Source organism: Pseudomonas sp. S3_C06 (genome assembly GCF_054667675.1).
The window spans coordinates 2,810,072-2,831,146 of sequence record NZ_CP162747.1 but is presented as its reverse complement, the minus strand read 5'-3'; the positions used below and the strand labels follow the sequence as shown (position 1 = coordinate 2,831,146).

The 21,075-nt window shown below is 59.2% G+C and carries 21 protein-coding genes, 1 tRNA gene and 1 pseudogene; 7 read left to right on the top strand and 16 right to left on the bottom strand.

The window, feature by feature from the left end; all coding sequences use genetic code 11:
- The first annotated feature begins 175 nt into the window (after nt 1-175).
- The gene (locus AB4N44_RS12425; protein WP_127929760.1) at nt 176-1,393 is read left to right on the top strand and encodes an MFS transporter; all 1,218 of its coding nucleotides are present in this window, start codon (nt 176-178) and stop codon (nt 1,391-1,393) included.
- 183 nt (nt 1,394-1,576) lie between these two features.
- On the opposite strand, the gene ychF is transcribed toward AB4N44_RS12425, so the two are convergent.
- From ychF to AB4N44_RS12385, 8 genes are all read right to left on the bottom strand, one after another.
- Complete coding sequence (ychF, locus tag AB4N44_RS12420) at nt 1,577-2,677, bottom strand: redox-regulated ATPase YchF (protein ID WP_016987222.1); 1,101 nt, start codon at nt 2,675-2,677, stop codon at nt 1,577-1,579.
- A gap of 22 nt (nt 2,678-2,699) precedes the next feature.
- Entirely contained in the window at nt 2,700-3,284 is a 585-nt protein-coding gene (pth, locus tag AB4N44_RS12415; RefSeq protein ID WP_007912902.1) for an aminoacyl-tRNA hydrolase, read from the bottom strand.
- Between the two features lie 171 nt (nt 3,285-3,455).
- Nucleotides 3,456-4,058, bottom strand: coding sequence for a 50S ribosomal protein L25/general stress protein Ctc (locus tag AB4N44_RS12410; protein ID WP_093441442.1), 603 nt, complete (start codon nt 4,056-4,058; stop codon nt 3,456-3,458).
- A 142-nt stretch (nt 4,059-4,200) separates the two neighbouring features.
- Complete coding sequence (locus AB4N44_RS12405; RefSeq protein WP_003171603.1) at nt 4,201-5,142, bottom strand: ribose-phosphate pyrophosphokinase; 942 nt, start codon at nt 5,140-5,142, stop codon at nt 4,201-4,203.
- A gap of 45 nt (nt 5,143-5,187) precedes the next feature.
- A tRNA-Gln gene (locus AB4N44_RS12400) sits at nt 5,188-5,262 on the bottom strand.
- Nucleotides 5,263-5,298: 36 nt separating this feature from the next.
- Entirely contained in the window at nt 5,299-6,150 is an 852-nt protein-coding gene (gene ispE / locus AB4N44_RS12395; RefSeq protein ID WP_150750499.1) for a 4-(cytidine 5'-diphospho)-2-C-methyl-D-erythritol kinase, read from the bottom strand.
- 3 nt (nt 6,151-6,153) lie between these two features.
- A complete protein-coding gene (gene lolB, locus AB4N44_RS12390) occupies nt 6,154-6,771 on the bottom strand; it encodes a lipoprotein insertase outer membrane protein LolB (RefSeq protein WP_150750498.1) in 618 nt (205 codons plus the stop codon).
- Nucleotides 6,772-6,774: 3 nt separating this feature from the next.
- Nucleotides 6,775-8,499, bottom strand: coding sequence for a tetratricopeptide repeat protein (locus AB4N44_RS12385; protein ID WP_127929757.1), 1,725 nt, complete (start codon nt 8,497-8,499; stop codon nt 6,775-6,777).
- Nucleotides 8,500-8,772: 273 nt separating this feature from the next.
- Here AB4N44_RS12385 and hemA point away from each other — a divergent pair, with 273 nt between their 5' ends.
- The 6 genes from hemA to AB4N44_RS12355 all read left to right on the top strand — a co-directional run bounded on the left by hemA (nt 8,773) and on the right by AB4N44_RS12355 (nt 14,133).
- Nucleotides 8,773-10,059, top strand: a complete 1,287-nt coding sequence (gene hemA / locus AB4N44_RS12380; protein ID WP_007951716.1) for a glutamyl-tRNA reductase — start codon at nt 8,773-8,775, stop codon at nt 10,057-10,059.
- Nucleotides 10,056-11,138: a peptide chain release factor 1 gene (gene prfA, locus AB4N44_RS12375; protein WP_460108803.1), complete on the top strand. Its 1,083-nt coding sequence runs from the start codon at nt 10,056-10,058 to the stop codon at nt 11,136-11,138. Before hemA ends, prfA begins: the two co-directional genes overlap by 4 nt.
- Nucleotides 11,139-11,969, top strand: a complete 831-nt coding sequence (gene prmC, locus AB4N44_RS12370; protein ID WP_127929755.1) for a peptide chain release factor N(5)-glutamine methyltransferase — start codon at nt 11,139-11,141, stop codon at nt 11,967-11,969.
- Nucleotides 11,963-12,718 (top strand): molybdopterin-synthase adenylyltransferase MoeB, encoded by a 756-nt coding sequence (locus AB4N44_RS12365; RefSeq protein ID WP_150652014.1) that lies wholly within the window; start codon nt 11,963-11,965, stop codon nt 12,716-12,718. The genes prmC and AB4N44_RS12365 overlap by 7 nt, the downstream gene beginning before the upstream one ends.
- The gene (gene murI / locus AB4N44_RS12360; RefSeq protein WP_127929753.1) at nt 12,711-13,502 is read left to right on the top strand and encodes a glutamate racemase; all 792 of its coding nucleotides are present in this window, start codon (nt 12,711-12,713) and stop codon (nt 13,500-13,502) included. Before AB4N44_RS12365 ends, murI begins: the two co-directional genes overlap by 8 nt.
- A gap of 112 nt (nt 13,503-13,614) precedes the next feature.
- On the top strand, nt 13,615-14,133 hold the full coding sequence (locus AB4N44_RS12355; protein WP_150750496.1) for an acyloxyacyl hydrolase: 519 nt from the start codon (nt 13,615-13,617) through the stop codon (nt 14,131-14,133).
- A gap of 133 nt (nt 14,134-14,266) precedes the next feature.
- On the opposite strand, the gene AB4N44_RS12350 is transcribed toward AB4N44_RS12355, so the two are convergent.
- The 8 genes and pseudogenes from AB4N44_RS12350 to phrB form a co-directional block, all read right to left on the bottom strand.
- Entirely contained in the window at nt 14,267-14,572 is a 306-nt protein-coding gene (locus tag AB4N44_RS12350) for a YkgJ family cysteine cluster protein (RefSeq protein ID WP_077574517.1), read from the bottom strand.
- 52 nt (nt 14,573-14,624) lie between these two features.
- Nucleotides 14,625-15,116: a DUF2878 domain-containing protein gene (locus AB4N44_RS12345; RefSeq protein WP_127929751.1), complete on the bottom strand. Its 492-nt coding sequence runs from the start codon at nt 15,114-15,116 to the stop codon at nt 14,625-14,627.
- Entirely contained in the window at nt 15,109-16,374 is a 1,266-nt protein-coding gene (locus tag AB4N44_RS12340; protein ID WP_316917089.1) for a cyclopropane-fatty-acyl-phospholipid synthase family protein, read from the bottom strand. The genes AB4N44_RS12345 and AB4N44_RS12340 overlap by 8 nt, the downstream gene beginning before the upstream one ends.
- On the bottom strand, nt 16,361-17,176 hold the full coding sequence (locus tag AB4N44_RS12335) for a DUF1365 domain-containing protein (RefSeq protein WP_127929749.1): 816 nt from the start codon (nt 17,174-17,176) through the stop codon (nt 16,361-16,363). Before AB4N44_RS12335 ends, AB4N44_RS12340 begins: the two co-directional genes overlap by 14 nt.
- On the bottom strand, nt 17,173-18,420 hold the full coding sequence (locus AB4N44_RS12330; RefSeq protein WP_127929748.1) for an NAD(P)/FAD-dependent oxidoreductase: 1,248 nt from the start codon (nt 18,418-18,420) through the stop codon (nt 17,173-17,175). Before AB4N44_RS12330 ends, AB4N44_RS12335 begins: the two co-directional genes overlap by 4 nt.
- On the bottom strand, nt 18,417-19,199 hold the full coding sequence (locus AB4N44_RS12325) for an SDR family NAD(P)-dependent oxidoreductase (RefSeq protein ID WP_460108806.1): 783 nt from the start codon (nt 19,197-19,199) through the stop codon (nt 18,417-18,419). Before AB4N44_RS12325 ends, AB4N44_RS12330 begins: the two co-directional genes overlap by 4 nt.
- Nucleotides 19,200-19,367: 168 nt before the next feature.
- Nucleotides 19,368-19,619, bottom strand: a pseudogene (locus AB4N44_RS12320) (nuclear transport factor 2 family protein); the annotation flags it as partial.
- A complete protein-coding gene (phrB, locus tag AB4N44_RS12315) occupies nt 19,612-21,057 on the bottom strand; it encodes a deoxyribodipyrimidine photo-lyase (protein WP_460108808.1) in 1,446 nt (481 codons plus the stop codon). The gene phrB and the pseudogene AB4N44_RS12320, both read right to left, overlap by 8 nt.
- Nucleotides 21,058-21,075: the final 18 nt, after the last annotated feature.

Below are 21,075 nucleotides of genomic sequence, written 5' to 3'. Positions count from 1 at the left end.
CGCCCGCGTTCAAGGGGAGAAGCAAGGCAAGATTCAGACCATGGCGTTGCGCTATCACCTTGCAGTCGACGACCAGTCAGTTAGTTAGCTGGCTAAGGGGATGGCGCTGGCGCACCGAAAAATGGCACATTGACGCACCTGCCTGCGTGCACCCATCTGCTGTCCGGAAACTTTCATGGCTATCAGCAACGTTCAGACCGCCGCTGTCTCGGCGCCCGCTGCTCCGCAAAGCAGCCCATTGGTGATGCGTATCATCGGCGCGGTGGCGCTGGCGCATTTGATCAACGACCTGATCCAATCGGTGCTGCCGTCGATCTACCCGATGCTCAAGGCCAATTACGGCCTGACCTTTACTCAGGTCGGCCTGATCACTTTGACCTTTCAACTGACCGCCTCGTTGTTGCAGCCGTGGGTCGGTTATCACACCGATCGGCATCCGAAGCCGTGGCTGTTGCCGGCGGGTTCGATCTGCACGCTGATTGGCATCGTGATGATGTCGATGGTCGGTAGTTTTCCGTTGATTCTGCTGGCGGCGGCGCTGATTGGTATCGGCTCTTCAACGTTCCACCCGGAAGCCTCGCGGATTGCTCGACTGGCCTCGGGCGGACGCTTTGGCCTGGCGCAGTCGACTTTTCAGGTTGGCGGTAACGCCGGCTCCGCGTTCGGTCCGTTGCTGGCGGCGGCGATCATTATTCCCTTCGGTCAGGGCAACGTGGCGTGGTTTGGCTTGTTCGCGGTGTTTGCGCTGTTCGTGCTGTACCGCATCAGCCGCTGGTACGCCCATCATCTCAATCTGTTCAAGCTCAAGGCCGGTCAGGCAGCGACTCACGGGCTATCGAAGGGCAGGGTGACCAGTGCGCTGGTGGTGCTGGGCCTGTTGGTGTTCTCCAAGTATTTCTACATGGCCAGCCTGACTAGCTACTTCACCTTCTACCTGATCGAGAAGTTCGACTTGTCGGTGGCCAGTTCGCAGCTGCACCTGTTCCTGTTTCTCGGAGCGGTCGCGGCGGGGACGTTCTTCGGCGGGCCGATCGGCGACAAGATCGGGCGTAAGGCAGTGATCTGGTTCTCGATCCTCGGCGTGGCACCGTTCACGCTGCTCATGCCCCACGTTGACCTGTTCTGGACCACTGTCCTCAGCGTGGTGATCGGCTTCATTCTGGCCTCGGCGTTCTCGGCGATTGTGGTGTACGCGCAGGAACTGGTGCCGGGCAATGTCGGGATGATTGCCGGAATCTTCTTCGGTTTGATGTTTGGGTTTGGCGGGATCGGCGCGGCGTTGCTCGGGCATCTGGCGGATATTCACGGGATTGAGTACGTGTATTTCCTGTGCTCGTTTCTGCCGTTGTTTGGCGTGTTGGCGATCTTCCTGCCTCGCACCAAAAAGGCCTGACGCCACACCATTCCCAACTGTGGGAGCGAGCCTGCTCGCGAATGCGGTGTGTCATCCGCAGAGATGTGACTGACACTCCCTCTTCGCGAGCAGGCTCGCTCCCACAGGGGAAACAGGTTCAGTAGTAAATTTCAGGCACAAAAAAGCCGCGTATCAAACGCGGCTTTTTCTTGGGCGTAACGCTTACACGTTGAAGCGGAAGTGCATCACGTCGCCGTCCTTGACGATGTAGTCCTTGCCTTCCAGACGCCATTTACCGGCTTCTTTGGTACCGGCTTCGCCCTTGTACTGGATGAAGTCGTTGTAGGCGATCACTTCAGCGCGGATGAAGCCTTTCTCGAAGTCGGTGTGGATCACGCCGGCAGCCTGAGGTGCGGTGGCACCGACTTTGACGGTCCAGGCGCGGACTTCTTCGACACCGGCGGTGAAGTAGGTCTGCAGGTGCAGCATTTCGTAGCCGGCGCGGATCACGCGGTTCAGGCCAGGCTCTTCCAGGCCCAGGGCCTCGAGGAACATGTCCTTCTCTTCGCCGTCATCGAGCTCGGCGATTTCCGCTTCGATCTTGTTGCAGACCGGAACCACCATCGCGCCTTCCTCTTCGGCAATGGCGCGAACCACGTCCAGGTGCGGGTTGTTCTCGAAACCGTCTTCAGCGACGTTGGCGATGTACATGACCGGTTTGGTGGTCAGCAGGTGGAAGCCCTTGATCACTGCTTTTTCGTCAGCGCTCATGTTCTTCATCAGGCTGCGTGCCGGCTTGGCTTCGGTGAAGTGCGCGATCAGTTGCTCAAGCAGAGCCTTCTGAACCACGGCGTCCTTGTCACCGCCCTTGGCGTTACGCGCAACTTTCTGCAGTTGCTTCTCGCAACTGTCGAGGTCGGCGAAAATCAGTTCCAGGTCGATGATTTCGATGTCGCGTTTCGGGTCGACGCTGTTGGAAACGTGGATCACGTTTTCGTCTTCGAAGCAGCGCACCACGTGAGCGATCGCATCGGTTTCGCGGATGTTGGCGAGGAACTTGTTGCCCAGGCCTTCACCTTTCGAGGCGCCGGCAACCAGGCCAGCGATGTCGACGAATTCCATGGTGGTCGGCAGGATGCGCTTCGGATTGACGATGGCCGCCAGAGCGTCCAGACGCGGATCCGGCATCGGCACGATGCCGCTGTTCGGCTCGATAGTGCAGAAGGGGAAGTTTTCGGCCGCGATACCGGATTTGGTCAGGGCGTTGAACAGGGTGGACTTGCCGACGTTAGGCAGGCCGACGATGCCGCAATTGAATCCCATGGTGTTTCCCCTCGGAGTAGAGTCAGGCCTTCTGGCTGTGCAGGTTTTTCATCGCGCGGTTCCATTCACCGGCGAGGATATCCGGCAGCACGCCGAGGGCAAAGTCGATGCTGGCATCGAGTTTTTCCTGTTCGGCGCGTGGCGCACGACCCAGGACGAAATTTGAAACCATACTGGCGACGCCCGGGTGGCCAATGCCAAGCCGCAGGCGGTAGAACGTATTCTGATTGCCCAGTTGCGCAATGATGTCGCGCAACCCGTTGTGACCGCCATGGCCGCCGCCTTGCTTGAGCTTGGCAACGCCCGGAGGCAAGTCGAGTTCGTCATGCGCCACGAGGATTTCTTCAGGCTTGATGCGGAAGAAACCGGCGAGTGCCGCCACGGCCTGGCCGCTGCGGTTCATGTAGGTGGTGGGAATCAGCAGACGAACATCCTGACCCTGATGCGAATAGCGCCCGGTCAGGCCGAAATATTTGCGATCGGCGACAAGGTTGACACCTTGTGCGTCAGCGATGCGCTCAACAAAAAGGGCCCCTGCGTTATGCCGGGTCTGGTCGTATTCGGCGCCTGGATTTCCCAGGCCAACGATCAGTTTGATGGCAGTCACGATAGGGGCCCTTCCTTTGAGTGGTGAGTAACATCGCCGCGATCAGGGAAAGCGGCGAAAGTGGACGAAAAATGCTCATTTACCATGGATGTAAACTCCGCGTTCTCGCCCGCTTTCTCGCTACGTTCCAGTCCGCGATGTTACTTGTTCACTCAGGCATGACAGAGTGAATTACTCTGCTGCGCCTTCTTCGGTAGCTTCTGGAGCAACGCGTGGAGCGTGTACGTTTGCAACAGCTTTGTCGTCACCGTGAGCCAGTGCAACGAACTCAACGCCTTTAGGGGCTTTGATGTCGGACAGGTGGACGATTGCGCCGATTTCCAGAGCCGACAGGTCGACTTCGATGAACTCAGGCAGATCTTTCGGCAGGCAAGTTACTTCGATTTCGTTCAGGACGTGCGAGATCTCGCCGCCTTTCTTGATCGGAGCTTCTTCACCAACAAAGTGCACAGGCACGATAGCGGTCAGTTTCTGACCGGCTACGACGCGTACGAAGTCAGCGTGCAGAACGTGACCCTTGGACGGGTGACGTTGCAGGGCTTTGATGATGACGTTCTGCTTTTTGCCGCCAACGTTCAGTTCGATAACGTGGCTGTAGGCAGCTTCGTTTTCGAGCAGTTTGGCAACTTCTTTGGCCAGCATGCTGATGGATTCAGGGGCTTTTTCGCCACCGTAAACAACAGCTGGAACCAGAGCGGCGAGACGACGCAGGCGGCGGCTCGCACCTTTCCCCAGGTCGGAACGCACTTCAGCATTCAGAGTAAAATCGTTCATTGTGTATCTCCAAAATAGCCATGACCGGAGTGGCGTTTGCGACCAGCGCCAAACACGGTATGGGCAAAAAAGCCCCGCCCCGGCAGGAATGCCGGGGCGGGGCGCTTTTCGTCAACGAGACATTTCGCGAAGGGCAGGGCCCTTAACGGAACATCGCGCTGATCGATTCTTCATTGCTGATGCGGCGAACCGCTTCGGCAACAACCGGTGCGATATCCAGTTGACGGATACGTGCACAGGCTTGTGCTGCAGCGGACAGCGGGATGGTGTTAGTCACCACCAGCTCGTCCAGCACGGAATTTTCGATATTCTCGATGGCCCGACCCGACAGCACAGGGTGTGTGCAGTAGGCAAAGACCTTGGCTGCGCCATGCTCTTTCAGGGCCTTGGCCGCGTGGCACAGAGTGCCGGCGGTATCGACCATGTCATCGACCAGAATGCAGGTACGCCCTTCGACATCACCGATGATATGCATCACTTCAGAGTGATTGGCTTTCTCACGGCGTTTGTCGATGATCCCGAGGTCCACGCCCAGGGATTTGGCAACAGCACGTGCACGCACGACGCCACCAATGTCCGGGGACACGATCATCAGGTTTTCGAAGCGCTGATCTTCAATGTCATCCACCAGAACCGGGGAGCCGTAGATGTTATCTACCGGAATATCGAAGAAACCCTGAATCTGGTCAGCATGCAGATCAACCGTGAGAACACGGTCGATGCCGACTACGGTAAGCATGTCAGCAACGACTTTCGCGCTGATAGCCACACGTGCGGAACGCGGACGGCGATCCTGACGGGCATAACCAAAATAAGGAATAACAGCAGTGATACGAGTAGCCGAGGAGCGGCGGAAGGCATCAGCCATCACTACCAGTTCCATCAGGTTATCGTTGGTCGGAGCGCAAGTCGGCTGAATAATGAAAACGTCTTTACCGCGAACGTTTTCATTGATCTCGGCAGTAATTTCGCCGTCGGAGAACTTACCGACAGAGATGTCACCTAGAGGGATATGCAGCTGACGTACAACACGCCGAGCCAGATCGGGGTTAGCGTTCCCCGTAAAGACCATCATCTTGGACACGCGCAGTACCTAGAGGCTGAGGGTAACCTGGATGAGTATAGAAAATGGCAGGGGCGGCTGGATTCGAACCAACGCATGGCAGGATCAAAACCTGCTGCCTTACCGCTTGGCGACGCCCCTGTATCTGTTGCATCAAGTGCCGAGCACCTGGTTCCTTTAGAGCAGACTTTGCAGCTTGCGGTGCAACATCGAAACGTTGCTGCCTTTGGCTACAAACCCTGTAAGGGTCTCTGTCAGAAGGGCCGAGACTTTATCAGCTTCAGCTTTGCTTGGGAAGCCCCCAAACACACAACTTCCAGTTCCGGTGAGCTTTGCTTCGGTAAATTTACCTAACAAATCCAATGCGTTACGTACTTCTGGATAACGCCTTGCAACCACCGGCAAGCAGTCATTTCGACTGTTTCCCTCGGGAACGGGGCGCACTTTAATGGGCGGCGTGTTACGTGTCAACAAAGGATCGGAAAAAATTTCTGCCGTACTAACAGAGACTTGCGGCACGAGCACCAGATACCACGGTTCTTCGGGATCGACCGGAGTGAGTTTCTCGCCCACGCCCTCGGCAAAAGCCGCATGGCCACGGACAAAAACGGGTACGTCGGCGCCGAGTGTCAGGCCCAGTGCGGCCAGGCGATCTTCATCCCAACCCAGTTGCCACAAATGATTCAGACCGAGCAAAGTCGTCGCCGCGTTCGAGCTGCCGCCCCCGATGCCGCCGCCCATGGGCAGCACTTTATCAATCCAGATATCGATACCGAGCGCGCAACCTGACTGTTGCTGGAGCATTTTCGCCGCGCGCACGATCAGGTTGCTGTCATGCGGCACGCCGGCGAATTCGGTGTGCAACTGAATCACGCCGTCATCGCGCACGGCAAAAGTGATTTCATCGCCGTAATCGACAAACTGAAACAGCGTCTGCAGCTCGTGATAACCGTCTTCACGACGACCGAGAATGTGCAGCATCAAGTTGAGTTTGGCCGGCGAGGGCAGGGTCAGGCGTGCAGCGGTCATGCGTTATTGCCCCAACTTGCGCGGTTGCCAGGTCTTGATCACCAGTGTGACGTCGAGGTCGGTGCCGTGCAGCTTGATGCGCTCGGGCAGCCAGTAACCGTTCTGTTCGGTGTAAGCGATGTATTCGACTTTCCAGCCATCCTGTTCGAGGTTGGCCAGACGGCTGTCGGCGTCCAGATTCAGGCGACTTTTGCTATCAGGCGCTGGCAGGCCACGGACCCACCAGGCCAGATTCGACACCGGCAGTTTCCAGCCGAGCTGTTCTTCGAGCAGGGCTTCCGGGGACTGAGATTCATAGCGACCCTGGTTGGCGACTTCCAGCGACACCTTGCCCGGACGCCCGGTCAAACGTGCCGCGCCACGCCCCAGCGGGCCGGACAAACGAATGTCGTAGTAATCCTGACGTTGCAGCCAGAACAGCGTGCCGCTACCGGAATCTTTCGGTGCGCGGATGCCGATCTTGCCGTCGATCTGCCAGCCGTCGAGGCCGGTCAGCTGTTGTTTGTTTGCGGCCCATTGAGCCGGGCTGCCGTGGCCCTCGACCGATTCGCGAGTGCCAAAACCCGAGCAGCCAGCGAGCAGGGCGATGAAGCTGAAAACAATAACGTGGCGCAAAAACATGAGTTAAAGAGTCTCGGATCCGGTCAGGCGCTTGATGGTGCTGCGCAGAATGGTGCTGTCGGGCTGATCCTTGAGGAATTTGCCCCAGATTTGTTTGGCTTCACGCTGGTTGCCCTTGGTCCACAACACTTCACCGAGGTGCGCGGCGACTTCGTGATCAGGGAAACGCTCCAGCGCTTGACGCAGATATTTCTCGGCGTCATCCAGATTGCCCAGGCGGTAATTCACCCAGCCGAGGCTGTCGAGTACGGCCGGGTCTTCCGGGTTGATCTGATGTGCCTGCTCGATCAGCGTTTTGGCTTCAGCGTAGCGCGTGGTGCGATCGGACAGGGTGTAGCCCAAAGCATTGAGTGCCATGGCGTTGTCCGGATCACGCTTGATGATCAGGCGCAGGTCTTTTTCCATCTGCGCCAGGTCATTGCGTTTTTCCGCGAGCATGGCCCGGGTGTAGAGCAGATTCAGATCGTCCGGATACTGCTGCAAGGCTGTCTGCAAGACTTTCCAGGCCTTGTCGTCCTGCTTGTTGGCCGACAGGGTTTCCGATTCGATCAGGTACAGCTGAATCGCGTAATCCGGTTGTTCGTCGCGCTGGGCGGCGAGTTTGCTCTGCGCTTCTGCGGTCTTGCCGTTGTTCATCAGAATATCGGCCTGACGCAATTGCGCCGGCAGATAATCGTTGCCCGGGCCGACCTGGGCGTACTCGATGAGGGCGCCTTGCGGGTCGTTGCGTTCCTCAGCGATACGACCGAGGTTCAGGTGCGCCGAATCGACGTGGCTTTCACGGGCGATCAGGTCTTCCAGATACCCCTTGGCCTCGTCCCACGCTTTGGCTTCCAGGCAGACCAAGGCCAGCGAGTAACGCAGTTCGTCGTCTTCCGGGTATTGCTGAACCAGGCTGGAGAACTCGGCCTTGGCGTCGTCCATCCGGTCCTGTTCAACCAGCATGCGCGCGTAAGTCAGGCGCAGACGCTTGTCGTCCGGGTACTTCTTGATGCTTTTTTGCAGCAATGGCAGCGCTTCGTCGCCACGGTTCAGCAGTTGCAGCAGGCGCGCGCGCAGCAGAATCGGGGCGATTTCGCCTTCTTCTGGCGGATGGTCTTCGAGCAATGCCAGTGCGCCTTTGTTGTCGCCGTCCTGTTGCAGGAGCAGGGCCTTGCCGAAAATCAGCTGGCTGTTGTTCGGATGGCGTTGCAACAAACGGTCGAAGCTTTTCATCAGACCGTTGCGGGTTTCCTGATCGGTATCCGCTGCCGACAACGCGAGGAAGTCGAAATGGGTATCGCCCTTGCCCTGCAGGACCTTTTCCATATAGACCATCGAGTCGTCATAACGCCCGGCGCGCGCCAGTTGCACGGCAGCGGCGCGTTGCGCTTCGAGGTCGTCCGGGGCGTTTTTCGCCCAGATCAGCGCGGTATCGAGGGCCGGTTGATCGGCACCCAGATATTCGGCGATACGGAATGCGCGCTCGGAGACGCCCGGATCCTGGGTATTGATGGCCTGGGTCACGTAGTTATCCAGCGCAATGTCGAAACGATTGCGCTGACCGGCGAGTTCGGCGCTCAACAGGCTGAAAACGGTTTCCTCGCTGAACGAGCTGTAAACCTTGGGCTTTTCAGGCGCGGGCGTGGTGTCTTCAACCGACGGCGTACCGTCCGGCGAAACGGGAGCCAAGGCCTGGCAGCCGCTGAGGAAGACAAAAGCGAGGAGCAACGCGGAAGATCTATTCATATAGGAAGAGGACGACTAACCTGCGGTCGGATCATCATGACACAAGCCTTCGGCCAAACATAACCGTAGGAGCTGCCGAAGGCTGCGATCTTTTGATCTTGCTGGTGATTCGAAAAACCACAATCAAAAGATCGCAGCCTGCGGCAGCTCCTGCAAGGAGCCAAATTGTGCCCATTATAGGGACTGACGATTGGGACAATAGTCAGCGGTAGTTGTTCTGAATCTTTCGAAGTAGGACAATTGCCGGCTTCACGTCACCATCAGCGACCTTGAATGGCCTTCCTTGCACTCGGTATCAACCACAAGACTGCTTCAGTAGACGTCCGCGAGCGCGTGGCTTTTACTCCTGAACAGCTGGTGGAGGCCTTGCAGCAGCTCTGCCGACTGACCGACAGCCGCGAAGCTGCGATCCTCTCCACCTGCAATCGCAGTGAGCTTTATATAGAACAGGATCAGCTTTCTGCCGATATCGTGCTGCGCTGGCTGGCCGACTATCACCATTTAAGCCTCGATGAGCTGCGCGCGAGTGCTTATGTGCATGAAGATGATGCGGCAGTTCGTCACATGATGCGCGTCGCCTCCGGGCTCGACTCGCTGGTGCTGGGCGAGCCGCAAATTCTCGGTCAAATGAAATCGGCCTACGCCGTGGCCCGCGAGGCCGGCACCATCGGGCCGCTGCTGGGGCGGCTGTTTCAGGCAACCTTCAATGCCGCCAAACAGGTACGCACCGACACCGCCATCGGTGAAAACCCGGTATCAGTGGCGTTTGCCGCCGTCAGCCTGGCCAAGCAGATTTTCAGTGATTTGCAGCGCAGTCAGGCTTTGTTGATCGGCGCCGGCGAGACCATCACTTTGGTCGCCCGCCATTTGCACGAACTGGGCGTCAAGCGCATCGTCGTTGCCAACCGCACTCTGGAACGGGCCAGTCTGCTGGCCGAGCAGTTCGGTGCTCACGCGGTGTTGCTCTCGGACATCCCGGCCGAACTGGTGCGCAGCGATATCGTCATCAGTTCAACCGCCAGTCAGTTGCCGATTCTTGGCAAGGGCGCGGTGGAAAGCGCATTGAAACTGCGCAAGCACAAACCGATCTTTATGGTCGACATCGCCGTTCCCCGGGATATCGAGCCGGAAGTCGGCGAGTTGGACGACGTTTACCTCTACAGCGTTGACGATCTCCACGAAGTGGTCGCCGAAAACCTCAAGAGCCGCCAAGGCGCAGCGCAAGCCGCCGAAGAGATGGTCTCGGTCGGCGCTGACGATTTCATGGTGCGCCTGCGCGAACTGGCGGCGGTCGATGTGCTCAAGGCCTATCGTCAACAAAGCGAACGCCTGCGCGACGAGGAGCTGCAAAAAGCCCTGCGCCTGCTGGCCAATGGCGGCAACGCCGAAGACGTGCTCGGACAACTGGCCCGTGGCCTGACCAATAAACTGTTGCATGCGCCCAGTGTGCAACTGAAAAAGCTTTCTGCCGAAGGCCGCCTCGATGCGCTGGCCATGGCCCAGGAACTCTTTGCCCTCGAGGGCTCACCGGATAGCTTTTCGGATAAAAAACCGCAATGAAAGCGTCACTGCTCAATAAGCTGGACATCCTCCAGGACCGTTTCGAGGAACTGACCGCGCTGCTCGGCGACGGCGAAGTCATTGCCGATCAGGCCAAATTCCGCGCTTATTCCAAGGAATACGCCGAACTTGAGCCGGTGGTACAAGGCTATAAAAAGCTGCTCAGCGTACAAAGCGATCTTGAAGGCGCGCAGGCGCTGCTCAAGGACAGCGACCCGGACATGCGTGAAATGGCCGTGGAAGAAGTCCGCGAAGCCAAGGAATTGCTGATCACCCTGGAAGCCGACCTGCAACGCATGTTGCTGCCCAAGGATCCCAACGACGGCCGTAACGTCTTTCTCGAAATCCGTGCCGGCACCGGTGGCGACGAGGCGGCGATCTTCTCCGGCGACCTGTTCCGCATGTACTCGCGTTACGCCGAGCGGCGCGGCTGGCGTGTCGAGATCCTGTCGGAAAACGAAGGCGAACACGGTGGCTATAAAGAAGTCATCGCCCGCATCGAAGGCGACAACGTTTACGGCAAGCTGAAATTCGAATCCGGTGCGCACCGCGTACAGCGCGTGCCTGCTACCGAATCACAGGGCCGTATCCACACCTCGGCCTGCACCGTGGCGGTATTGCCCGAGCCGGACGAGCGCGAAGCCATCGAGATCAACCCGGCGGATTTGCGCGTCGATACGTTCCGCTCCTCCGGGGCCGGCGGTCAGCACGTTAACACCACCGACTCGGCGATCCGCATCACCCACATACCGACCGGCACCGTCGTCGAGTGTCAGGAAGAGCGCTCCCAGCACAAGAACCGGGCGCGGGCGATGGCCTGGCTGTCGGCCAAGCTCAACGATCAGCAAAACGCAGCGGCGGCCAACGCGATCGCCAGCGAGCGTAAATTGCTGGTTGGCTCGGGCGACCGTTCCGAGCGAATTCGTACCTACAACTTTGCTCAGGGCCGGGTCACTGACCATCGCGTCAACCTGACCCTGTACTCCCTTGACGAAATTCTTGCCGGTGGCGTTGAAGCGGTGATCGAGCCATTGCTGGCCGAATACCAGGCTGACCAACTCGCAGCGATAGGTGAATAAATGACCATCATTGCCAGCCTGTTGCGTGCCGCGGAATTGCCGGATTCACCGACTGCGCGTCTGGATGCCGAGTTGCTTCTCGCCGCTGCACTGGGCAAATCGCGCAGTTTTCTGCACACCTGGCCCGAGCGCATCGTGCCAAGTGAGGCCGCGCTGACTTTTGCCGAGTACCTGCAACGCCGCCGTAGCGGTGAGCCGGTGGCCTATATTCTCGGTCAGCAGGGTTTCTGGAAACTCGATCTGGAAGTCGCGCCGCACACGCTGATCCCGCGCCCGGACACCGAGCTGCTGGTGGAAGCGGCGCTGGAATTACTGCCCGCGACGCCGGCCAAAGTGCTCGATCTCGGCACGGGCAGCGGCGCGATTGCTTTGGCCTTGGCCAGCGAGCGTCCGGCGTGGAAAGTCACTGCGGTGGATCGCGTGCTCGAAGCCGTGGCCCTCGCTGAACGTAATCGCCAGCGCCTGCATTTGAACAACGCCACGGTGCTGAGCAGCCATTGGTTCAGCGCGCTGGAAGGTCAGCGTTTCCAGTTGATCATCAGTAACCCGCCGTACATTGCTGCCGCCGATCCGCATCTGGTCGAAGGCGATGTGCGCTTCGAACCGGCCAGTGCGCTGGTCGCCGGTGAAGACGGGCTCGATGATCTGCGCTTGATCGTTGCGCAGGCGCCGGATCACCTGGAGGCCGCTGGCTGGTTGATGCTCGAACACGGCTATGATCAAGCCGAAGCCGTCCGCGACTTGCTGCTCACGCGCGGTTTCGAAGAAGTCCACAGCCGCACCGATCTGGGCGGTCATCAACGCATCAGTCTGGGGCGCCTGCCGTGCTGAATGATCAGGAGTTGCTGCGCTACAGCCGGCAGATTCTGCTGCAACACATCGACATCGACGGGCAATTGAAGCTCAAGGACAGTCGCGTGCTGATCGTCGGCCTTGGCGGTCTCGGTGCGCCGGTTGCCTTGTATCTGGCCGCGGCGGGTGTCGGTGAAATGCATCTGGCGGATTTCGACACGGTCGATCTGACCAACCTGCAACGCCAGATCATCCATGACACCGACAGCGTCGGCATGAGCAAGGTCGACTCGGCGCTCAAGCGTCTGACCGCGATCAATCCAGAAATCCAACTGATCCCTCATCGTCAGGCGCTGGACGAGGATTCTCTCGCCGCAGCCGTGGCAGCGGTGGATCTGGTGCTCGACTGCTCCGATAATTTCTCCACCCGCGAAGCGGTCAACGCTGCGTGTGTAGCTGCGTGCAAACCGTTGGTCAGCGGCGCGGCGATTCGTCTGGAAGGGCAGTTGTCGGTGTTCGACCCGCGTCGAGCCGAGAGCCCTTGCTACCACTGTTTATACGGCCACGGCAGCGAAGCTGAACTGACCTGCAGCGAGGCCGGGGTAGTCGGGCCGCTGGTCGGCCTGGTCGGCAGCTTGCAGGCGCTGGAAGCGTTGAAAGTATTGGTCGGTTTCGGTGAGCCGCTGGTGGGCCGTTTGCTGTTGATCGATGCTCTCGGTTCGCGCTTCCGCGAGTTGCGCGTCAAGCGTGATCCGGGTTGCAGCGTCTGTGGTTCGCGCCATGCGTGAAGCGCCGATCGGCGTATTCGACTCTGGTGTCGGCGGCTTGTCGGTGCTGGCGGAAATCCAGCGTTTGCTGCCCAATGAATCGCTGCTCTATGTCGCTGATTGCGGGCACATTCCCTACGGAGAGAAAACCCCGGAGTTCATCCGCCAGCGCTGCAGTGTGATGGCCGGGTTTTTCCGTGAGCAGGGTGCCAAGGCCTTGGTGCTGGCCTGCAATACGGCCACGGTTGCCGGCGTTGCCGATTTGCGCCGCGACTTTCCTGACTGGCCGATTGTCGGCATGGAGCCTGCGGTCAAACCTGCCGCCGCCGCGACCCGCAGCGGTGTGGTCGGCGTGCTCGCCACCACCGGCACGCTGCAGAGCGCCAAGTTCGCCGCGTTACTTGATCGTTTCGCCACTGACGTGCGTGTGATCACCCAGCCATGCCCTGGCCTGGTCGAGCTGATTGAAAGCGGCGATCTGCACAGCGCCGAGTTGCGTCAGTTGCTGCAAGGCTATGTCGACCCGCTGTTGGCCAGCGGTTGCGACACAATCATTTTGGGCTGCACCCACTATCCCTTTCTCAAGCCGATGCTCAAGTCGATGATCCCTGCGGACATCAGCCTGATCGATACCGGTGCTGCTGTAGCGCGGCAACTTCAGCGCCTTTTGGCTGAGCGCGATTTGCTCGCTGCCGGCCCGAACCGACCGGTCAGATTCTGGACCAGCGCTGATCCTGCCTACTTCGAAAACATCCTGCCGCGACTGGGCCAGAGCGGCGGCGAAGTACAAAACTTCGACTTGTAAAAAATTTGTGAAATAACTAAAAAATCAGCTGAACTTCTGAGCAGGCGCTAGCTTCTATAGCGAAGAGTTATCTAGAAAACCAAACGATCGTTCCGGAAAAGGAAGTTTCAACGTGAAGCGACTATTCTGCTTGGCCGCGATTGCGGCCGCACTGATGGGGCAAAGTTTTACTGCACAAGCGGCAGGTGTTGAGTTTGCGGTGGGGGCCACCAGCGACTCGACCATGACGTATCGCCTGGGCATGAATTTCGACTGGGACAAGAGCTGGCTGCAGAGCGACGTCGGTCGCCTGACCGGCTACTGGAGCGGTGCTTATACCTATTGGGAAGGTGACAAGACGTCGAGCAATAACAGCTTGTCGTTCTCTCCAGTCTTCGTTTACGAGTTTGCCGGCCAGTCGGTAAAACCGTATATCGAAGCGGGGATCGGTGTGGCGGCCTTCTCTGACACCAAGTACGAATCCAACAATCTCGGCGGCTCTTTCCAGTTTGAAGACCGCTTTGGTTTTGGTCTGCGTTTCAATGGCGGGCATGAAGTCGGAATTCGTGCGACGCACTATTCCAACGCCGGCCTGGCCAGCAGCAACGACGGGGTAGAAAGTTACTCGCTGCATTACACAATGCCGCTCTGACTGATACACACCTGACCCCAGTGGGAGCGAGCCTGCTCGCGAAAGCTATTCCACATTCAACGAAGATGTTGAATGAAAGAGCGCTTTCGCGAGCGGGCTCGCTCCCACATTTGTTTTGGGGGTGTTCTTGGGATCAGCGGTAGGCGGTAGTGATGCCTTTGCGTTCTTCAATGCACTCCGGCGCGCCCATCTCGAACTCGCGGCAAATCAACGGACGCTTTTCGTAAATCGTGCACATCATCGTGTCGCGATCCAGCGCCGCGCACCAGCCGTCGTCCAGGCGCAGCATCACTTCGCCGCCCCATTCATCGGTATCGATAAAGCGATCAGGCACGCCAGTGTCGGTGATCAACATCACTTCGAGCTGGCAACAGCACGCCGCGCAGGTCGAGCAGGTGACCGCCGGCTCGGTGATTTGCTGGTGGGGAATGGTTTTCATGGCGGCAGTGTAAGGCAGTCGCTGCTGTGCGTGTGAAAGGTCTGACAGACGCTCAGTGCGCCAACCGCCGCGCCATGGAATGCAGCAGCGGAAACAGCAGTGCCCAGAGCAGGCCGATACCGATCAGTGTCGGTAACTCGCCATAGGGAAATTGCACCCCGGCCAAGCGACCGCCGGCGTAATACGACAGTGCTCCGCCGACCGCGCCAAGCAGACTCGCCAGCCACCACGGCCGGGCGCTCCATGCCAGGCAATGGCGCAATGTGGTTGCCAGCAATGCCCAGAGCAGCATCAGCCACAACGGAATCAGCGGCGATTGATCCTGAAACTCGAACACCCCGACACCACGCAACACACTGTCCACCGCCGTGCCGACAATCACCACGCTCAAAATCAAACGGCCTTCAGCCGCCCAGCTGCTGATCCAGCGCAGATGAATCACCAGCACCGCCAACGCCAGCAACAACCACAAGCTGTTGCCGCCGAGTACGCAGGTCAGCCAGCCGAGCTGGAACAACACGGCATTGGCAACACGCTCAAGCATCGAAACGCCCGAGCAACGGCGCGGTCATCGCTGCCGGTTTGGCCAGCAACAGTTGCGCGGTGCCGATGGTGCGTTCGAGGAAACCGCCCTCGCAGTAACACAGGTAGAACTCCCACAGGCGCAGGAAATAATCGTCGTAGCCCAACTCGCTCAAGCGCCCGTGGGCGCGACGGAAGTTCTCGTGCCACAAGCGCAGGGTGCGGGCGTAGTGCAAGCCGAAATCTTCCATGTGCAGCAGGTTCATGTCGGTGTCGCGGCTGACCACTTCGAGCATTTTCTGCACGCAGGGCAGGGCGCCGCCGGGGAAGATGTAACGCTGGATAAAGTCGACGCCGCGCTTGGCTTGTTCGTAGCGTTGTTCGCGAATGGTGATCGCCTGGATCAGCATCAGGCCGTTGCTCTTGAGCAAGTGCGCGCATTGTTTGAAGTAGGTCGGCAGGAAGCGGTGACCGACCGCTTCGATCATTTCGATCGACACCAGTTTGTCGTATTCGCCGGTGAGGTCGCGGTAGTCCTTGAGCAGCAGCGTGACCCGATCCTGCAAGCCCAGCTGTTCGATGCGTTGCGCGGTAAACGCGTACTGTTCTTTCGACAGTGTGGTGGTGGTTACACGGCAACCGTAATTTTGAGCAGCATAGAGCGCCATGCTGCCCCAACCGGTGCCGATCTCCAGTAAATGGTCGCCGGGTTTGAGCGCGAGCTTCTGGCAGATTCGCTCCAGCTTGTTCAACTGAGCCTGCTCCAGACTGTCTTCGGGCGTCAGGAACTGCGCCGCTGAATACATCATGGTCGGGTCGAGAAACTGTTCGAACAGGTCGTTGCCCAGATCGTAGTGCGCAGCGATGTTTTTCTGTGAGCCCTTGCGCGTATTGCGGTTGAGCCAGTGCAAGCCTTGCACCAACGGCCGGCCGAGGCGCGCCAGGCCGCCCTCCATGGCATCGAGCACGTCCAGATTGCTGACGAACACGCGCACCACCGCTGTCAGATCCGGCGAACTCCAATAGCCGTGGATAAACGCCTCGCCGGCACCAATCGAACCATTGCCGGCGACCATGCCCCAGACGGCCGAGTCGAGCACATGGATTTCCCCGAGCAACGCACTGCCGGGCGTGCCGAACATCAGCCGTTCGCCATCCTCGATCACCAACAGTTGTCCGTGTTTGAGCTGCGCCAATTGGCGCAACACGCCGCGGCGCAGCAGCGATCCGGTCAAACCGTTGGTGCTGAGCCGACTGACCGACAGACTAGAGGATTTCATGGTGGTGCTCCTTGGGAGGCACAGTGGCGGTTTGAAAGCTGCCGTCGGCAGTCTGATGAGCAAAGATCGGTGCGCGTTTGAGCAGCAGGCGCAGCGCCTGCCAGTAAATCGCCAAAGCAGTTTTCGCGGTCATCCACGGAAACCGCCGCAAGTAACGATGCAGGCTGCGACGGTCGAGGCTTTCGCGTTGCAGATTGAGTGTCGCGTCGAACAGTTTGTGTTCGCCCTGCCAGTCGGCCATGTGCACGCCAAGGGATTGCGCGGCGGGGCTGAAGCTCATGCGGTATTCGAGATCGCGCGGCAGAAACGGCGAAACGTGAAAGGCCTTGGCCACGGCGAAGTGCTGGTGAAAATCCTGCAGATTGGCGGGCGCACGCGCCGGCAGCACATAGTGATAACGCTCGCGCCACGGCGTGTTGGTGACTTCGCAGACAATCGCCGCCAGTTGCCCGTCGGCTTCATGGCAATAAAAGAAACTCACCGGGTTGAACGACAACCCCCAACTGCGCGCCTGGGTCAGCAGGCAGATCGCGCCTTGCGGTTCGTGGCCGATGGCGATGCCGACCTGCTGACGTACGGCATCGATCAGGCGCATGCCTCGGCCGGTGAATGCCTTGAGATAGTCCGTCTCACGAAAGGAAAACGGCGCAAAGCGACTGCGTCCGGCCAGCGGCGACAGTTCAAGAACTGCATCCTGTTCACTGAGGTCGAGGTAGAGCAGACCGATCCGGTAGCGGAATTCATGGCGGCGCGGCGAGAAGCGCCGATGGCCGATCCAGCCGCTGTAGAGTGCGCTGTTCATAAGGTTTCCCCGAACGCGGCGGCCACGCGCAAGGCGCTGACCACACCGTCCTCATGAAAACCGTTGGCCCAGTAGGCGCCGCAATAATGCGTGTGCTGCGCGCCATCCAGTTCACTCCAGCGATTTTGTGCTGCCACCGCCGCGAGGCTGAATTGCGGATGGGCATAGGTGTAACGGGCAAGCACTTTGTCGGGGCTGATGCCGGCGCTCTGATTGAGGCTGACGCAGAACGTGGTGTCGCTCTGAATGCCCTGCAGAATGTTCATGTCGTAGGTGACGGCGGCGTGGGTGTGGCCGGCGCCGCTGAGCCGATAGTTCCAGCTCGCCCAGGCGAGTTTGCGTGTCGGCAGCAAACGCGTGTCAGTGTGCAGTACCACTTCATTGTCGGCGTAGGGCAGGGCGCCGAGGATCGCGCGTTCGGCATCGCTCGGGACCGCCAGCAGTTTCAACGCTTGATCGCTGTGACAGGCGAACACCACCTGATCGAAGTGTTCGAGGCCCGCCGGGCTGTGGATAACTACGCCATGCACGTCACGATCAACCCGGGCTACCGGGCAATTGAGACGAATCCTTTCCTTGAACGCTGCCGTCAGCGGCGCGATATAAGCGCTCGAGCCACCTTCAATGACTTGCCACTGCGGACGATCACTGACCGACAACAGTCCATGATTCTTGAAAAAACGTACGAAGAACTGCAGCGGGAAATTGAGCATTTCCGCCATCGGCATCGACCAGATCGCCGAGCCCATCGGCACGATGTAATGCAGGATGAAACGCTCGCCGTAACCGCCAGCCTTGAGGTATTCGTCGAGGGTGGTGTCGGCGGCGATGCGCAGTTCAACGAGGTCGCGCTGGGCTTCTTTGTTGAAGCGCAGAATGTCGCGCAACATACCCCAGAACCCCGGCGAAAACAGGTTGCTGCGCTGGGCGAAGAGGCTGTTGAGGTTGTTGCCGTTGTACTCCAGACCGGTGTCTGGGTCGGTCACCGAGAAGCTCATTTCGGTCGGCTTGAACGCCACGCCGAGCTGGCCGAGCAAGCGGATGAAGTTCGGGTAGGTCCAGTCGTTGAACACGATGAAACCGGTGTCCACCGCATATTGGCGGCCATCGACGGTCACCGGCACCGTGTGCGTGTGACCACCGACCCAGTCGCCCGCCTCGAACACCGTCACGTCATGGCGGCGATTGAGCAGGTAGGCGCAGGTCAGCCCGGCGATGCCGCTGCCGACGATGGCGATTTTCATGTCGGATCCTTCAGCGGAGGTGACTTGCGCACCATGCGCTTGCCGATTGCCAGTTGTACCCGCGACGGAAGTTTCGACAGCGGCCACAGCGCGGCCATGAACAGCGCCGGAAAGGCGATTTCCAATGGTCGATCCTTGAGTTTGGCGAAGATGTGCCGTGCGGCTTTATCCACAGGCCAGCTCAAGGGCATGGGGAAATCATTCCTGGCGGTCAGCGGAGTTTCGACAAAACCCGGGCTGACCACGGTGACTTCAATGCCTTCGTCGGCCAGATCGATGCGCAACGACTCGAACAGGTAACGCAAACCGGCCTTTGAGGCGCCGTAGGCTTCGGCCCGTGGCAGCGGCAAGTAGGTGACCGAACTGGCCACGCCGATCAGATGCGGCGCGGTGCCTTTGCGCAGCAGCGGCAGGGCAGCCTCGATGCAATAGCTGCTGGCGAGCAGGTTGGTACGTACCACGTGCTCGATGATCGACGAATCGAACTGTTTGGCATCGACGTATTCGCAGGTGCCGGCGTTGAGAATCACCGAGTCCAGCGAACCCCAGTCTGCGGCGATCTGCTCGCCGATTTCGCGAACCGTCTGGCTGTTGGTCAGATCCCCCGGCACCACCAGAACCTGCCCCGGATAGCGTTGCGACAAGACCTTGAGCGGGGCGATCTGACGGGAACTGACCGCCAGATGCGCACCGGTTTTCAGGATCTCTTCAGCCAGCGCCGCGCCGATGCCACTGCTGGCCCCGGTCAACCAATAACGCCGTGGAGGTGTACGACTCATCCCATTCTCCTTTTTCAGCCAGGCAATCACCCGGCCCAATACTGGCAAGTGTTCATACAGCAGCGCCCCGGCATCGAAATAATCCCGATGGCGATAAACCTTGTCGTGCCACAGCAAATGCGAGCAGCCGCTGACGCGAATCACGCGGCCATTCGCCAGGCGCGGATGGCGATAGCTCATGACCCAGCGCAAATAGCCTTCGCCGTCGCTGATCTGGTCGAAACCATGAAAGTCGAAACGCAGTTCGCTGACGTTGGCGTATAGCTCGCCGAAATAGTCGCGTAACTGTCCCAGACCCTGCACTTCGTGCAGCGGGTCGGTGAAGTGAATGTCATCGCTGTACAGCTCGCCCAGGCTTTGCAGGTTGTCTTTGTTCAACGCTGAGAATTGCCGGGCGAAGCGGCGCAGGAATTCACTCATCGTCGCCTCCTGTAGACGTACGCGCAGGCAGGTTCTTGAAGGCTGCCAGTGCCCGTTGGCGTGAGTCGCTGAGGTTGACGATCGGCGACGGATAATCCACCGCACCGAACAAACCACCGAGGTTGGCCGGGTTGTGCAGTTCTTTTTTGTTGAGGTCGGCCAGTTCCGGCAACCAGTGCTTGATGAACAGGCCCTCGCTGTCGAATTTTTCCGACTGGCTCAGCGGATTGAAGATGCGGAAGTACGGCGCCGAATCGGTGCCCGTCGACGAACTCCACTGCCAGCCACCGTTGTTCGCTGCCAGATCGCCGTCGATCAGGTGACGCATGAAAAAGCGTTCGCCTTCGCGCCAGTCGATCAGCAGGTTTTTGGTCAGGAACATCGCCACGACCATGCGCAGGCGATTGTGCATCCAGCCGGTTTCGAGCAATTGGCGCATGGCCGCGTCAATGATCGGCAAACCGGTGCGCGCCTCTTGCCACGCGGTGAGATCGTCCGGCGCATCACGCCAAGCCAGTGCTTCGGTTTCCGGGCGGAAAGCGCGATGCCTTGAGACCCGTGGGTAGCCGACCAGGATGTGTTTGTAGAACTCGCGCCACAGCAGCTCGTTGATCCAGGTGACCGCACCGACCTTGCCGCTCTCGAACTCGCCCTGATTGCTTTGCAGGGCGGCGTGTAGGCATTGCCGCGGCGAGATCACGCCGGCAGCGAGATACGCCGAGAGCTGACTGGTGCCGGGTTTGGCCGGGAAGTCGCGTTCGCTTTGGTAGTAGTCGATTTGCGCGTCGGTGAAGGTGTCGAGACGGCGTCGGGCTTCCTTTTCGCCGGCGGGCCATAGATCGCGCAGGGTTTGGCTCGGCGTCGAGAAACCCTTAACCGAGTCGGGAATCGGGTCGCTGCTGACCTCAAGTTTTTCCTGTTTGCCGGGGGCTTTAACCAGTGCCGGCATCGAGCGATGCAGGCGTTCGTAACAGACTTTGCGGAACTGGCTGAACACCTTGAAGTAGCTGTCGGTCTTGGTCAGCACCGTGCCGGGTTTGAACAGCAACTGGTCGAGATAGCTGTGAAAGGTGATGCCCTCGGCCTTCAGTGTTTCGGCCACCGCTGCGTCGCGACGGCTTTCATGGACGCCATATTCCTCATTGACGTGAACCGCCGCTATCTTCAACTGCTGGCAGAGCTTGAGCAGTTCTGCCGGGGCTTGATCCCAATGGGTTGCGGTGCGAATCAGCAACGGGATGTTGAGTTTGCCAAGGCTTGCGCTCAGCTCACGCAGGTTGCGCAACCAGAAGTCGACCTTGCACGGCGCATCGTCATGTTCCAGCCACTGCTGCGGGCTCAACAGGTACACGGCGACCGTCGGGCCGCGCGCTGCGGCGGCCGCGAGGGCGGTGTTGTCATGTTGGCGCAAGTCGCTGCGCAGCCAGATCAATTGCATGTCGGAACTCACTGCGTC